This is a genomic window from Streptomyces sp. SAJ15 (genome assembly GCF_007595705.1).
Classification (GTDB): Bacteria; Actinomycetota; Actinomycetes; order Streptomycetales; family Streptomycetaceae; genus Streptomyces.
In genome coordinates this window covers 12,164-26,709 of sequence record NZ_NISY01000006.1, presented here as the reverse complement: position 1 = coordinate 26,709, position 14,546 = coordinate 12,164, and the positions used below count along the sequence as shown (strand labels likewise).

At 71.8% G+C, this 14,546-nt stretch carries 12 protein-coding genes; 4 read left to right on the top strand and 8 right to left on the bottom strand.

Going from position 1 to position 14,546, the window contains the following annotated elements; translation table 11 throughout:
* The first annotated feature begins 80 nt into the window (after nucleotides 1-80).
* Together CD790_RS17245 and CD790_RS17240 are read left to right on the top strand one after the other, a co-directional pair.
* The gene (locus CD790_RS17245) at nucleotides 81-1,076 is read left to right on the top strand and encodes a hypothetical protein (RefSeq protein WP_144384145.1); all 996 of its coding nucleotides are present in this window, start codon (nucleotides 81-83) and stop codon (nucleotides 1,074-1,076) included.
* A gap of 400 nt (nucleotides 1,077-1,476) precedes the next feature.
* Nucleotides 1,477-1,908, top strand: a complete 432-nt coding sequence (locus CD790_RS17240) for a cupin domain-containing protein (RefSeq protein ID WP_144384144.1) — start codon at nucleotides 1,477-1,479, stop codon at nucleotides 1,906-1,908.
* Between the two features lie 94 nt (nucleotides 1,909-2,002).
* Here CD790_RS17240 and CD790_RS17235 read toward each other — a convergent pair whose 3' ends face one another.
* The 5 genes from CD790_RS17235 to CD790_RS17215 all read right to left on the bottom strand — a co-directional run bounded on the left by CD790_RS17235 (nucleotide 2,003) and on the right by CD790_RS17215 (nucleotide 6,831).
* Nucleotides 2,003-2,374 carry a lasso peptide biosynthesis B2 protein gene (locus CD790_RS17235; protein WP_144384470.1) on the bottom strand — a complete coding sequence of 124 codons (372 nt, stop codon included), beginning with the start codon at nucleotides 2,372-2,374 and terminating at the stop codon, nucleotides 2,003-2,005.
* Nucleotides 2,375-2,589: 215 nt separating this feature from the next.
* A complete protein-coding gene (locus CD790_RS17230; RefSeq protein WP_260867653.1) occupies nucleotides 2,590-2,844 on the bottom strand; it encodes a lasso peptide biosynthesis PqqD family chaperone in 255 nt (84 codons plus the stop codon).
* Nucleotides 2,825-4,690, bottom strand: coding sequence for an asparagine synthase-related protein (locus CD790_RS17225; protein ID WP_144384143.1), 1,866 nt, complete (start codon nucleotides 4,688-4,690; stop codon nucleotides 2,825-2,827). Before CD790_RS17225 ends, CD790_RS17230 begins: the two co-directional genes overlap by 20 nt.
* Before the next feature lie 148 nt (nucleotides 4,691-4,838).
* A complete protein-coding gene (locus tag CD790_RS17220) occupies nucleotides 4,839-4,997 on the bottom strand; it encodes a lasso RiPP family leader peptide-containing protein (RefSeq protein WP_144384142.1) in 159 nt (52 codons plus the stop codon).
* 349 nt (nucleotides 4,998-5,346) lie between these two features.
* Entirely contained in the window at nucleotides 5,347-6,831 is a 1,485-nt protein-coding gene (locus CD790_RS17215) for an amino acid permease (RefSeq protein ID WP_144384141.1), read from the bottom strand.
* A gap of 1,141 nt (nucleotides 6,832-7,972) precedes the next feature.
* On the opposite strand from CD790_RS17215, the gene CD790_RS35835 reads away from it, so the two are divergent.
* The gene (locus tag CD790_RS35835; RefSeq protein WP_260867652.1) at nucleotides 7,973-8,794 is read left to right on the top strand and encodes an ankyrin repeat domain-containing protein; all 822 of its coding nucleotides are present in this window, start codon (nucleotides 7,973-7,975) and stop codon (nucleotides 8,792-8,794) included.
* Between the two features lie 121 nt (nucleotides 8,795-8,915).
* Here CD790_RS35835 and CD790_RS17205 read toward each other — a convergent pair whose 3' ends face one another.
* The 3 genes from CD790_RS17205 to CD790_RS17195 form a co-directional block, all read right to left on the bottom strand.
* A complete protein-coding gene (locus tag CD790_RS17205; RefSeq protein ID WP_144384140.1) occupies nucleotides 8,916-10,193 on the bottom strand; it encodes a DUF1266 domain-containing protein in 1,278 nt (425 codons plus the stop codon).
* A gap of 179 nt (nucleotides 10,194-10,372) precedes the next feature.
* Nucleotides 10,373-10,861, bottom strand: coding sequence for an RDD family protein (locus tag CD790_RS17200; protein ID WP_144384139.1), 489 nt, complete (start codon nucleotides 10,859-10,861; stop codon nucleotides 10,373-10,375).
* Between the two features lie 600 nt (nucleotides 10,862-11,461).
* On the bottom strand, nucleotides 11,462-11,830 hold the full coding sequence (locus CD790_RS17195; protein WP_144384138.1) for a hypothetical protein: 369 nt from the start codon (nucleotides 11,828-11,830) through the stop codon (nucleotides 11,462-11,464).
* Between the two features lie 238 nt (nucleotides 11,831-12,068).
* Between CD790_RS17195 and CD790_RS17190 the strand changes: the two genes are divergently transcribed.
* On the top strand, nucleotides 12,069-14,507 hold the full coding sequence (locus tag CD790_RS17190; RefSeq protein WP_144384137.1) for a SpoIIE family protein phosphatase: 2,439 nt from the start codon (nucleotides 12,069-12,071) through the stop codon (nucleotides 14,505-14,507).
* Nucleotides 14,508-14,546 lie beyond the last annotated feature (39 nt).

Sequence of the window (14,546 nt, the reverse complement as noted above, 5' to 3'; positions counted from 1 at the left end):
CTCGCCACCACCTCCTTCCACACTCCCTACACACCTGTCCTGTGTGGCGGTCGTCTGCCGGACAGGCGAAAGGCGTTCCTTTGACCATCTACTCTCAGCACGCCAGCCGCGGGAAGGCTCAGATCCTGGCGACCTTTCAGGGTCCGGGCGGTGTCGTTTCCAAGACGGTGACCAGTCTTGGCGAGTCTCGCCTTGCGGTGCCGATCGTCGACGCTCTCAATCGGATCTCCGCCTTCGCTACCGTCCCTGTCAGCGTCCACGACCGCCGGGCACGGCGTGTGGATTACTACCCCCGCAAGCACCTTTCGGCGCTGACCGACGCCGCTGTTCGAACCGAACTCCTCAGCGGCGCCCATAGCCTGTGGTACGAGTACGTCTGCCTGCGGCTTCACCAGGCGCTCGCCGATCTGGAAAGTGCCTTGGTCGCTCTGCCCGACACGGTCAGCAGGGCGATCCGTTCCGAACTGGCGGTGGAGGAGCACGAGTTGCGCGCGGCACTCGACGACTTCTCAGGGGCTTCCTCGGAGGATGATCCGGAGATCGAACGCCACTGGGAGTTCGGCCATCCCTTCGTGAAGTATGACGACGGAATGGAAACGCTGAGCGACGAGACGCGCGAGCAGCTCGATCGTCGCGAGGCAGGGTTCACCGCGGACGAGCGGAAGAAAGCTGTCGCCGACCTCCGGGTGCTGGTCACAGCGCACGCCCAGGGTGGCGACATGTGGGCTGCACTGGACGACCCCAGCTGTCAGCTCTTTGCGGAGCCGTACGACTCTGACGGCTTCTACCTGACGGTCCAAGCGCCGGAACCCGGCCATGACGACGCTTCGTGGGAGATCGAGATCGGGCGTTGGGAGCCGGACGATCCTGACGAAGAGTACGGAGATCACACCAGTGCAACAGGCAACCCGGTGATCGCCTGTGCTCTTCCGGCTGCACCGAGTGCCGACGAGATCGCCTATTTGTTGAAGTCCGTAAACGAGAAGCCGCTGCTGCTTGCTGAGTGGGCCGAGACACCAGTGGGGACGGTGCTCGCAGGGACGGCGATGGTGGTGACCAAGCGTTACGACTCCTGAGCGGGCGGCCGGCAGGAATGTCGTGATGCCAGCGCGACAGGCCAGCAACTGCCGTCCCTCTAGCCGCCCCCTGACGCTCCGTCCGCTGGGGCCATCCCGAAACGGGATGGCCCCAGCACCGGCCTGGTGTGGCGCAACCGGAACCTGGGGTTGCCCTAACGGAGGTTGGCGGACGTGTGGGGGGCGCGAGGGCCGATGCCGGCGTTGTTGACCAGCACGGTCGGCGGGCCCGCGACGGACGGCAGGTGCTGTACCGGCGCAGCGCTCTCGGCGACCGGCTCACGACCGGCGACAGCGCCGTTCCCACGCCCTCCGCCGACGCCTGACCAGCAGCGACACCCCCCGACGCGCCTGGCGTGAACTGATCGAACGTTCCCCCAGGGCCTGTTGTACTTCGCCCATGACAGCGGAGAAGCAGTGCACGGTGGTCCGCACCGGGCGGTACGAGGGCATCCAGGGCGGCGTGTTCGGAGTGGGCGTCAGCGCCCAGTCGGCCGGGGCGGAGCGGTTGTGCCTCCACCGGCTGGTGATGCCCGCCGGCACTCGGGGCCGCCCGCATCTGCACGAGGGTCACGAGTCGGCCATCTTCATCCAGGCCGGGGAGGTCGAGGTGTGGCACGGGGAGGGCCTGACCGAGCACATGGTGCTGCGCGCGGGCGACTACCTCCACATCCCCGCGGACACCCCGCACATGCCGGTCAACAACGGCACCGAGGAGATGGTGTGCCTGGTGGCCCGCACGGACCCGAACGAGCAGGAAGGGGTCCGACTGCTGGAGCTGCCGGCCTGGTTGGAGGCCCGGCTCGGTCCGCTGCTCGTCGGCGCCGGCTGAGTCCGTCGACGGCCGCCCGCTGAGGACTACCGCTGCCCGGTCGGGGGCTGCCGGCGCCCGGTCGAGGGCCACCCACGACCGGGCGGACCGCGGGTCAGGCCGGCGGCACGCTGAGCATGACGTGGTAGCCGCCGGTGTCCTCGGGCTCGCCGACCGGGCGCCCCTCGGCTTCCACCCAGGCGTGGGCGCCGAACGGGGCGGTGCGCACGCCGGTGCACCAGGTGGGCCAAGAGCCGCGCATGCGGCACAGCAGGGCGGTGGCCAGGGAGCGTTGCAGGCAGAACCGGCCGGAGCACAGGGTGCTGGCGGTGGTGACGTCCTGCCGCGCCCGGAGCGTCCGCGCGTGGTCGGCGGGGACGGCCCCACGGCGCACCACCCGGAGCACGGCGACGATCCGCCGGGGCGGGAGCCGCGCCAGCAGCCGTGCCACCGTCACGGCGATGTGGGCGACGAGCCGGCGCGACAGGGGAAGGCGCGCGGTCCGGGTGTCGCGTGCCGTGGAGAGGCCACTGTCATGACTCGGCGGGAGGCCGGTGTCACGACTCGGAGGGAGGCCGGCGTCACGCCCCGGCGGCGGACCGGCTTCACGCTCCGGCGGCAGGCCGGTGTCGTGGGATCGGTCGGTGTCGCCCGTTCGACCCCCGTCGGCGGCGGGGGCGGCGTCCCCGGCTCGGTCGCGGCTCACGGCGTCACCAACCGGGCCTTGGTCAACTGGTCCACCAGGGCCGCGACATCGGCGGCGGCGCGTTCCCGGCCGACCGGGCGGGCCTCGACGAGCCGGTCGACGATCTGCTCGACGGTGGCGCCGTCGATGAGCGCCTGGACGACGGCCGCACCGGTGGCGTTCAACCTCCAGTACTTCCCCGAGCGTTGGTCCAGGAGCACCGCGCCGTCCTCGGTCTGGGTGTGGGACACGTCAGCGCGTAGTCGGCTCAACGGGATGCTCCTCGCGGTGTGATGGGTCGAGGTAGGCGGGGGTGGGGTGTGCGGCCAGGTCGCGCAGCCACGCCTCGGCGCACAGGGTGCTGTCCACGTCGGCGCCGTTGCCTTCGAGGAGTCCGGGGCTGTGCAGGAGGCGGCGCAGCCGGTCCGGGTCCACGACACCCGCCGCGACCAGCCGGGAGTCGTCCGCCCAGCGGGCGAGGTCACGCCGGTGCACCCGCAGGCCGTGGTGCCATTCCTCGTTGCAGTGGTCCTTGGTGGTACGGCGCAGCAGCCGCTCCGGCACCAGACCGTCCAGCGCCACGCCCAGCAGCCGCTTGTACGACCAGGGGTCGCGGGCCTGGTGCGGCTGGACGGAGAGGCAGGCGGCCACCACGGCGTCGTCACAGAACGGGCTCTCCACCGGGAGCCCGACGGCTGCGGTGCCGTCCTGGAGCAGCCGGGCGATCCGCCCCGCCTCCTGCGCCTGGTAGGCCCAGGCGTGCCGGCCGCGGTCGCCGGCCAGCGGGCGGGCCCGCGCGGACGCGGACCTCAGCAGCCCGGCCACGGAGTCCACGGCCTGCTCGCTGGCCCAGGCCGGCAGCCGCGGCAGGATGCCCCACTCCTCCGGCAGGGACCAGTGCTCCGCGGACTGGCGCAGCCGGCCGCCGGCCGCCGCCAGCCAGCGGTCGTACGGGCGTCCGTCGATCAGCATCCGGGCGGTGGCGCCCAGCGGCCAGCGGTTCCCGGCCCGGTAGCCGGCCACATGGCGCAGCGCCAGCCACGGCCGGCGGCGCAGCAGGGCGTGGACGTACGGGGTGGGGGGCTCCAGGACGTGGTCGCCTCCGTGCCCGCTGAGGCGCAGGTGCCGCGCCCCATGGTCCCGTAACGCCTCGGTGAGGCGGTGCTGCTGCGCCCGCTCGCAGAGGCCGGCCCAGGGTTCGTCCGCCGCGTCCCGGCGTTCCCGCAGACCGCTGAAGTACGGGGGCAGGTCGGCGGAGGGGAAGACCAGGCTCTCGACTCCGGGCAACCGCTCGGCGGCGTAACGGGCGTAGTCCACGTCCTGGTTCCCGGGTCCGGACCAGCCGAGGGTGACGGTGACGAGTCGGGCGCCGGCCTCCGCTGCCAGGAAGCACAGCGCGGAGGAGTCGAGTCCGCCGGAGAGGTCGGCGCCGATCAGCTGGCCGGGGCGGACCCGCGCCCGGACGGCGTCCCTCAGGGCCGCGCGCAGCGCCACGGCGCTGTGGCTCAGGGGGAGCTCGGCCGCCGGCGGCCGCCACCAGGTGGCCGTGCGGCCGCCGTCGCGCTCCAGGTGCAGCGCGTCGCCGGGTGCGAGGGCGCGCACCCCGCGCCACATCGCACCGCCGGACAGCGGGTGCGGCAGACAGGGGACGGCCAGCCGGGCGGCGAGCTGGGCGGTGTCCACCTCGGCTCCGATGAGCCAGGCGAGGGTGCGCGCGCGGTCGGCGGCGAGCGGCACGCCGTCGACGGTGGCCCAGAAGATCCGTCGGGTCCCGGTGGCGGTGCCTCTGAGGTATGCGGCGCCGTCGAGCGAGGCGATCACGTGGAAGCTGCCGGGAACGTCCCCGACGGCGGATTCGACGTCCGCGGCCGTGCGGGCCGCCTTCACCCGCGCGTCGAGCTCCGGGGCGGTCAGCGCGGTGGTGCCGGCGAGGGCCACCCGGGTTCGGCCGGCGGAGCCGAGGACCATCCGCTCGTCGGGCCAGCAGCCCGACAGCCAGGGCCGCCCGGAGGGGTGGAGCAGCGTGCGGCAGGCGTGCCGGCGCAGCCTGGTCAGCAGGTCGGCCGGCGCGTCCCGGTCGGGGAGCACCACGAACCAGGGTCTCACCGTGTCGTCCATGAAGCCGTCTCCCCTCGGCGCCTGTGCTGCGTCCGGCCCCGCCGCCGCCGACGATGGATGGGTGTACGGGGCCCGTTCTCCGCGCGACGGCGGAGCGCCGACCCCCGCCCGGATCGACCAGATGAGGACACGGGCCGGCGCCGCCGGGTCAGCTGGACGACCAGCGGTTCCAGAAGAGGCTGTAGAGCTCGCGGTCGCGGCCGCTCCAGCCCTGGGTCACCGCGGCGAAGTCACCCGCCTCGACCAGGAGCGGGGGTTCGTACAGGTCGTCGACCTCGATGCCTAACGTCTCACTCGGTGTGCGCATATGGTCACCTCCGAAAGATTCAGGCGGAAATTCCGCCTAAGCGTGGGCCAATTGAGTCATACGGAATGACACATTTGAGCGATGCATCCTTTTAAACCACTCGAAAGGGTGATGGCGAAGCACTCGCCAGGCGCATTGGCTCCATTCAACGATTCGGGGTGCGTTCACCGAACGATCCGCGCATGCGGAAGGGCATGCGGAAGGGCATGCGGAAGGGCATGCGGAAGGGCATGCGGAAGGGCATGCGGAAGGGCGCCCGCCGCGGCCGTGTCGGCCGGGCGGGCGCCCTCCTCTGCTTCTTCGGTTGTCTCCGGCCTCAGTCAGGCGACCGCGGCCGGCGAGGAGACCGTCAGGCCTCGCTCTTCTCGACGTCGGCACGGGCCGCCTCGGTCTCGCGCTGGAGGCGCGCCACCTTGCCGCGGACCACGAACCAGCCGCCCACCAGCGCCGCGACGATCAGCGGCAGGCACAGCACCGTGGTGCGGCCCGGGCCCTCGTCCGCGGCCATCAGGCCGAGCACGCCCGCCAGGAAGACCAGCGTGACGATCTGGGTGTACGGAGCGAACGGGAGACGGTAGCCGGGGCGGGACACCAGCCCGGCCTCCGAGCGGCGCCAGAACAGCAGCGAGCAGACCATGATCATGCCCCAGGTGCCGATGATGCCGATCGCGGCGAAGTTCAGCACGATCTCGAAGGCGTCGGCCGGGACCACGAAGTTCAGGCCCACACCCAGCACGCAGAAGAACGCGGTCAGCAGGATGCCGCCATAGGGCACCTGGCCCTTGTTCATACGGCCGGTGAACGCCGGCGCGGAGCCGGACATCGCCATCGAGCGCAGGATGCGGCCGGTGGAGTAGAGACCGGAGTTCAGGCTGGACAGCGCCGCGGTGAGGACCACCAGGTTCATGACGCCCGCGGCGTACGGGACGCCGATCTTGCCGAGCACCGTCACGAAGGGGCTCTCGTCGCCGGTGAAGGCGGTGTAGGGCAGCAGCAGCGCCAGCAGGATGACGGAGCCGACGTAGAACAGACCCACACGCCACATGATCGAGTTGACTGCCTTCGGCATGATCTTCTCGGGGTTCTTGGTCTCGCCCGCGGCGACACCGCACAGCTCGACCGAGGCGTAGGCGAAGACGACACCCTGGATGACCAGCAGCATCGGCATCAGACCGGCGGGGAAGATGCCGCCGTTGTCCATGATGTTCGACAGGCCCGGCGTGTGACCGCCGACGTCGTTCTGGCTGACCAGCAGGAAGATGCCGATCGCCATGAAGACCACCAGCGCGCCGACCTTGATGATCGCGAACCAGAACTCCATCTCGCCGAAGTACTTCACCGAGATCAGGTTCACTGCCAGCACGATCGCCAGCGCGATGAGGGCGAGCACCCACTGCGGGATGTCACTGAACATCGACCAGTAGTGGGTGTAGGTCGCCACCGCGGTGATGTCCGCGATACCCGTGGTCGCCCAGTTCAGGAAGTACAGCCATCCCGCGGTGAACGCGCCCTTCTCCCCCATGAACTCTCGCGCATAGGAGACGAAGGCGCCCGAGGACGGGCGGTAGAGCACGAGCTCACCGAGCGCACGCACCACGAAGAACGCGAAGATGCCGCACACCGCGTACGCGATGAACAGCGACGGACCGGCATTGGCCAGACGGCCGCCCGCTCCGAGGAAGAGACCGGTACCGATCGCACCACCGATTGCGATCATGTTGACGTGCCGGGACTTCAGATCCTTGCTGTAACCCGCGTCACCGGCGTCCACATGCGAGGACGAGGAGGGGGGAACAGCCACCGGATCGGCCGCAGTGAGGGTGCGGTCACTCATGAAAAACATTGCCTTCGATCAGAGGGGCAGGACCGGGCCACGCCACCCTCCACCGCCGATGGGCGACAAGGAGGGGAGAGAACGGCTCGGTACCCGGGCACGGCTGGTGACGGCCAGCGCCCGGAAAAGCGGGGCCGAAAACAGCACCGGGGCGTGATCACCGGAACCGGCGCATCCGAACGGAAACCCGAACGGAAACCGGACCGGCACCCCGGACCATAACGGACCCTTCCGCAACGATCTGCATCGACAGTGCAGACCGACCACGGGGAACCACATCAGGAACGGAACACGGGACAACCCTCGCCGCCGCGTCGGGACGTCACCGTCTCAGATGGACCGCGAGGGAACAGCACGGAACAGCGTCAGTCCGCTAAGGACCGCCGCCCCCTGCCGGAGTCCACCCGTCCGCCTCGCGCACCGCGAGACGCGAGCGCCCCGCAGCACACAGCCGCGCCACGGCGCACAGGCGCCCCGGAACACGGCCGGCACTCAGTGGATTCCATGCCGTGCATCGTGAAAGCGACGCCGGGACCCCGTCAAGACTTGACAAGCCCACCCACGCCGCATCCGGCGGACACCCGACGACACCTCCCAGACGGCCGGAATTAGCGATTCCCTTACGTGAAAAGGCGACCGGCCGATCCGCCCGCGTGCGCCGTCATGATCAACAACCCCCACGCCACTGACACGCGTGACCAAGGCCACACCTTTTCGATCTTACTTGGGCCGCATAACCGGTTACCCGAGGCAACACATGGCCTATGCAGCTGACCCCTGAGAGACGCCACTGAAACCCCTCGAAACACCAGAACTCATCCCACCTCCCGCAACCGCCGCCACTCCCCTTCAAAGCCACATCCCACCCCAAGAGGGGGAGCCTCCGGCCCCCTCTACCCCTCACCCCGCCCCCTCCGCCACCGGCCCCCGGCCCCCCGGCACAGACGTCGATGTCAGACCCCGCTGTCAGACCCCGCTGAGACGATCGGAGTGACCATGCGATCGCGACCTGTAACCGCACCAGGCGCGGACCCGGAGGGATGAGGACATGGGTTTCTTCGAGGGACCGACGGCGCCGGACGAGCCATACGACTTAGTCCCGGCGGCCCGGGTGGCGCCCGGCCGAGCAAGCTTGGAGCAGGTGAGCTACGGGTGGGTCAGCGCGGACCGACCGGAGGACACCCCGCCGCAAGCCGGAGTGTCCGAGACCCGCACCCCTCTCGATGTGGACTCCGTACACGAGGCGGCCGCGCGGGCCGTCGACGTGTGGCCCGGGCAGGAGCTCGGCCCGGGGACGGGCGGCGAAGCGGAAGAGAGGTCGGCGTTCGTGGGGCCGATGGCGCGCATGGTGCCCGGCATGTCCCAGCCCATGCCGTACGCGACCTATGCCGCCCTCGCGGTCGCGGAGGGGGACGCGGACGGCGAAGGCGCGTCCGCGGCGAAGGCCCGGTCGGACTGGGAGGGGATGGTCTGCGACGACTGGGCCGATCTCACTCTCGTCAAGGCCCGGCTGGACGCGGGCGCCGACCCCGACGGCCTGGGCACCGACCCCGACCGCCTGGGCACCGACCCCGACCGCCTGGACGAGGACAACGACACCGACGAGGACCGCGAGGGGGCCGACCGTGGGGTGGGGACTCCGCTGCACCAGGCCGCGGCTCACGGTTCGGGGCCGGTGGTCGCCGCGCTGGCCCGGCGCGCGGCGGACGTGGACGCGCGGGACGGCGACGGCTGCACCCCGCTGTGGCACGCCGTGTGCAGGGGCCGGGCGGACGTCGCGGCCGCGCTGTTGGCCTCCGGAGCCGACCCCTGGCGCTCGTTGATCCACTCTGGCAGTCCGGCAAGGGCGCCCCCCACTGGTCCGGCCCCCTGGCCTACGCCTGTGCCGCCGCCGGCATCACCCTCACCGACCCCACCCCCCGTCACCGGCCAGCCGCGCCGCTGGGTGCCGATGGAGCGCTGACGGACCGCCCTGGGCCGCCGGCGGCGCGACGGTGGTCGCCGGCGGCCTCGGCGGCGGGCGCCCGAGCTCCGCCGCGGGAGCCGGGCTCGGGCCGGCGCGGGACGGCCCCGCGGACTGCGGGCTACTTCCAGGGGATGGTGAGCCAGGGACTCTCGGGATCGGTGGTCAGGACGCGGTGCGCGGCGAGCATGTCCTCGTACCAGGTGCCGAACTCCTCTTCGTCGAAGTGGAGGCAGCGCCCGAGGATGTAGGAGGCGGAGAATTCCTCCCACGAGCGGTAGTTGGTCTGGCTGGCGTACCCGGCGCGGGTGACGGCCTGCTCGGCCTCCTGGAGGGTGGCGTAGCGGGCGCCCAGGGCCCAGCGCGCCATCCCCGACGCCCGTCCGTAGTCCCATGCCTCCACGCTGGGTACGAACGCGTTCTCCGACAGGATTCCGTCCGCGCGGAAGCGCGCCTCGTACCGGGCGATGCGACCGATGAGCCGCTGCACCCCGGTGATCCTGGCCTCCGTCCGGGTGGCGTGGCCGGGTTCGGCGGCGGTGACCCCGTCGGGGGTGATCCGGGGCTCGGCGGCCTGCGCGGCGCGGTGGCGCAGCGTCTGTTCCGCTGCCTGTCGCCACAGGTCGACGTCGACCTGGCCGGCGAAGTCCCGGGCGAGGGTGCGGCGGATCCCGAGGGCGTACTCCCACACGGGGCTGACCTGGTCGGCGTCGAGCAGGTCACGCTGGGTCTGCTGCCACTCCTCGCGGCTGGTGATCCCCCACCACTCCTTCAGCCGGTCCCGCTCGCTGTGGTAGCCGCCGCCGTGGTAGGCCATGGCGTTCCACAGCTCGCCGTTCTTCACGAACAGCAGCGCGGCGCAGGCCAGCCCGTGGGCCACGGGGCCCTGGAGCGGGCCTCCCACATGGAGGGTGCGGAGCTCGCCGTGGGGGTGGTGGTGGGTCTGGGAGGCGTGGCGCCGCCAGTCCGCCCGTCGTTCGGGGGACGTGGGGAGGAACGCCTCGCAGGGCGTTCCCGGGTTGACGGCCAGCCAGGGTGGGTCGCTCTCCTTCCAGGCACGGGCGTACCAGTCCAGCGAGCCTCCGTGGAAGACGAGTTCCGGGGTGGGCGGAGGCAGCATGCCCTCGGTGAAGACCGCCAGATACCGGGCCCCGGTCTGGGGGTGCCGGTGGGGGATGAACGTGACGGTGTCGGGGTGGCTGTCGGCGTGGTCACGCGTGTCGGCGAGAAACAGCGAGGTGCGGGCCAGGACAGCAAGGTATCCGGCCCAGTCGGACCGGGTCTTCGCCTCGAACAGCTTCGCCTCGACCGCGCTGGGCGCCTGCCACGGTCCGGCCGGCAGGGCACCGCCGGCCGTCTCGGGTACGACCGCCGGCTTGCCTCTCCTCCACAGCCCCATGTCGCACACCCTATCGAGGCCGTGCTGCCATGGATCGGCGCGGTCCGGGTCCGGCGGCGCCCCGCCGCCCTCGACACGGAACACCCGAAACGCGGAACGCCCCGGCGGCGGACGACCCGGCAGGGTGCGCGAAACGCGGGACGACCCGGCAGAGCATCGCCGAACCGACCGGCGGAGACTCAGGACTTGCCGCGGACGACGACGCTTCCCGCGGCCTTGTCGTGCAGGCACTGGTGGTAGGGCTCGTCGGTCAGATACCGCAGACCGCTGACGAGTCCCAGGACGGGAACGACGCAGGAGACGACGACGCACACCCAACGCCACAGGGCCCGCCCGAGGGAGAGCCCGTCGCCGTCGTCCAGCCGGACCACGCGCAGACCGAAGCACCGCTTGCCGATCGTCGTGCCGAACCGCCACGTCATGAGGGGCTCGTAGGCCAGCCCGACCAGCAGGATCGGGGTGACGAGCAGGCCGGACGTCATCCCCGCGCCGCGTGCCGTGAACAGCGCGAGGACCACGACCGACAGGTCGACGGCGCGAGCCGCCGACCGCCCGAGCGGGCCGGCCACCCGCAGCTCGGGCGGCCCGGAGCGCGCCGGGGCCAGGTAGGAGATGGTCTGCCAACCGGGGTAGCCGTAAGAGACGTGCGGCGCCGAATATCTGTCCACTCAGACGATCCAACAACAGGGTGCCGTCGCACCACAACCCGGGTCTGACGCCCCATCGCCGCTCCCCTCCGTGTCCCGGGTGGGGCCGGCCAGGGCCGCCGGCGGGTGCGCGGTCCGGCGGACTTCCGCCCCGCCGTCGGCTTCTTTCGAACCATGGCGTCGTCATCGTGGACGCGCTCACTCAGGGCGTTCACTCGGTGGAGGGATCTACCGGGCCGTCGCCCCGAAGTCGCGGTAGGGTCCGGCGGCGTGACGACACCTCCCGCGATGCCGAACGATCGCGACAAGGGCGATCGGGATGCCACGCGTCCGCGACCCGCGATCCCCCGCCAGGTCACCTCGCCCGTGGTGTCGAGGGCGGTTCTCACGTCGGGCGTTCCGTGTCTCGATCTCTCCTCCGCGGCTCTCGCCCGGAGTTTCGAGGCACTGCGTCTGCTGAACTACTGAGGACCACCGCCTTACGGCACCGCCATACGGCATGCGGTCCGCTCCCCGGAATCCGCCGGTACGCGCCCGTCGACGCCCGCACGCGGAGCGGGAGCCCGCTTCCTCGAGGAAGGGGCTCCCGCCACGGGTGGGGCCGGGGGGACTGAGCGGGGCCTAGGGGACGGTGCAGACCGCGCGCGCTCTCAGGACGACATCGGAGGTGCCCGTGTTCTTGCCGCCGACCAGCCACAGGTTGCCGCTGGCGTACGAGTCGGTGAAGAAGAGGGTGGTGCCGGAGGTCGAGCCGCCACCTCCGGTGGGCACCGTACCGGCCGGGCACGTCACCTGGGCGAAGCGGAACTGACCCGCGCCGACGGTCACCGGGTCTCCGATGTGCTGGGTGTGCGCGGCCGCCGCCGCCTCGACGGCGCGCGGTTTCGGTTCGGGTACGGGCTTCTCGTCGTTGCCCTGGGCGACGGCGGTGGCCGCGCCCGCGGTCAGCGCGACGGTGACCAGAACGGTGAGGATTCGGCTGCGCTTCATCTGGGACCTCCATGGATGCGGAAACTCCTCTTCCGAACGGTAAGGAGGGGCGCATGTCCCTGACAGGGCGCAAGGGAGTGCTGTCAGGGCGTGCGGTTGTCTGCCATCTCTGTGGCCATGGTGAAGAGATGCGCCGTACGAGCCCCCGCCCGGCGAGGCCCGTCCCGCGCCGGCAACACGGTGAAAAGGCACGTGTCGCGGGGCGCGGTCCGGGGGTCCCGATGCGAGGGTGTGGGCGATGGACACGCCGTTGATGACGATCAGTGAGAGCCCGGAAGACCCTTTCGCGGTGCGTCGGTCCGCTGTCGCCGTCCTCGACCACCGGGGAATGATCGTCGGCTGGAGCCCACTGGCCACGCGACTGCTCGGCTACTCGCCCGCGGAGGTGCTCGGCCGCTCGGCGCTCGACGTCCTCGTCGCCGAGGACGACCGTGCGGTCACCGGCCATGCCGTCGCGGAGTGCCTGGAGTCCGGTGGTTGGTTCGGCGTCCTGCCCCTCCGACGGCGCGACGGGGACCACGTCGGGGTGGGGCTCCGGGCGCGTCGTGTCGTCCGGCCCGGCGGGCGCGAGGAGTGGTTCCTCGTGGGCGCCCCGTCGGACGAGGCGATCCGCTGGGAGATCGACCGCTCGCTGCTGGACGGACTCTTCAGGCGCTGTCCCATCGGCATCGCCGTGTACGCCCCGGATCTGACCATCCTGCGGGTCAACCGGACCATCGCGGGCTTCGGCGGTGTTCCCGCGGAGGCGATCCGGGGGATGCGCATGGGCGACTTCCTGGTCGCCCGGGACGCGCGGCCCGCGGAGCGCGATCTACGGCGCGTTCTGGACGTCGGGCGTCCGCTCATCTTCACCGAGCAGCCGTGCCGGCTGCTCACCGACCCGCCGGGACACGATCGCGTCGTCTCCGTCTCCGCCTTCCGCATGGAGGATCCGGAGGGGCGGGTCCTCGGCGTCGCCCAGATGGTGGAGGACGTCACCGACCGGAGGCGGGCGCGGCTTCGGCTGGCCCTGCTGAACGAGGCCAGCGCCCGGATCGGCACCACCCTGGACGTGGTGCGCACCGCCGAGGAACTGGCCGATGTGGCGGTGTCGGGCCTCGCCGACTGTGTGACCGTGGATCTGCTTGAGCCGGTCCTGCACGGCGAGGAACCGGGGCCCCACGGCTCCGGAGTCCTGCGCCGGGTCGCCGTGCACGGGGTGCGCCACCGCCCCCGACCCGCCCTGCACCGGGAGGAGGATCGGGTGGTCTTCGCGCCCGGCACGCCGCAGGCCCGCTGCCTCGGCGAGGCCCACCCCGTGCTGGAGCCCTCGGCCGAGCCGCCGCCCGACTGGTTGGGCCTCGACGACGCCCATGACCTGGACGGCGCGGCCGGGCCGGGCGAGCATGGCGCGCACTCGCACTCGCTGATGGCGGTGCCGCTGCGGGCCCGCGGGGTGACGCTCGGGGTCGTCAGTCTGTGGCGCACCCACCAGGTCCAGCCGTTCGAGCAGGACGATCTGAAGCTGGCCGAGGAGTTCGCCGCGCGCGCCGCCGTCTGCATCGACAACGCCCGCCGCTACACCCAGCAGCGCACTGCCGCGCTGGCCCTGCAGCGGAGCCTGCTGCCGGCCGAGGTGCCGGCGCACCCGGCGGTCGAGATCGCCCACCGCTACCTCCCGGCCGGGGCCGCGGACGCCGCCGGCGACTGGTTCGACGTGATCCCGCTGTCCGGGGCGCGGGTCGCCCTGATCGTCGGGGACGTGGTCGGCCACGGCGTTCCGGCCACCGCCACGATGGGTCGGCTGCGCACCGCCGTGCACGCGCTGGCCGGGCTCGACCTGGAGCCCGACGAGGTGCTCTCCCAACTCGACGACCTCGTCAGCCGGCTCGCCGCCGAGCGTGAGGCCCCGGACCCGGCCACCGGTGAGCAGATCATCGGCGCGACCTGTCTGTACGCCGTCTACGACCCGGCCTCCCGCCGCTGCGTGCTCGCCCGCGCCGGGCATCCCCCGCCCCTCGTCGTCTCCCCCGACGGGCGGGTCGCCCTCGCCGAGCTGCCCGCCGGACCACCCCTCGGCCTGGGCGGACTGCCGTTCGAGAGCACCGAGATCGAACTCGGCGAGGGCAGCCTGCTCGCCCTCTACACCGACGGGCTCCTCGAGGCGGGCCACCGCGATGTCGACGAGGGGCTGGACCTGCTGCGCGCCGCGCTCGTCCCTCCCACGCGTGACCTCGAGGACATCTGCGACACGATCACCCGGACCGTCCTGCCCGACCGACCCTCGGACGACGTGGCCCTGCTCCTCGCCCGGACCCGCGTCCTGGGCCGGGAGAACGTCGTCACCTGGACCCTGGACGCCGAGCCCACCGCCGCGCACCGGGCACGCCGGCTGACCGTCGCCCAGTTGGCCGAATGGGAGCTGCGCGACCTGGCCTTCACCACCGAACTCATCGTCAGCGAACTGGTCACCAACGCCTACCGGTACGGGGCCGGCCCGGTGCGGCTGCGCCTGATCCGGGACACCGCCCTCATCTGCGAGGTGTCGGACCACAGCGCCACCGCTCCGCACCTGCGCCGGGCCCGCAGCACGGACGAGGGAGGTCGGGGTCTGTTCCTGGTCGCCCAGCTGACCGATCGCTGGGGCACCCGCTACACGCATGAGGGCAAGACCATCTGGACCGAGCAGTCACCCTGAGCGGTGCCGCCGCCGAGCGCGCTCGGCGTTACGCTCCCC

Bases quoted from the DNA above. Each gene is read 5' to 3' on its own strand.
- CD790_RS17195 (WP_144384138.1), bottom strand. From the start codon at position 11,830: ATGAAGCGCAGCCGAATCCTCACCGTTCTGGTCACCGTCGCGCTGACC.
- CD790_RS17220 (WP_144384142.1), bottom strand. From the start codon at position 4,997: ATGCGCACACCGAGTGAGACGTTAGGCATCGAGGTCGACGACCTGTAC.
- CD790_RS17215 (WP_144384141.1), bottom strand. From the start codon at position 6,831: ATGAGTGACCGCACCCTCACTGCGGCCGATCCGGTGGCTGTTCCCCCC.
- CD790_RS17225 (WP_144384143.1), bottom strand. From the start codon at position 4,690: ATGGACGACACGGTGAGACCCTGGTTCGTGGTGCTCCCCGACCGGGAC.
- CD790_RS17240 (WP_144384144.1), top strand. From the start codon at position 1,477: ATGACAGCGGAGAAGCAGTGCACGGTGGTCCGCACCGGGCGGTACGAG.
- CD790_RS17190 (WP_144384137.1), top strand. From the start codon at position 12,069: ATGGACACGCCGTTGATGACGATCAGTGAGAGCCCGGAAGACCCTTTC.
- CD790_RS17205 (WP_144384140.1), bottom strand. From the start codon at position 10,193: ATGGGGCTGTGGAGGAGAGGCAAGCCGGCGGTCGTACCCGAGACGGCC.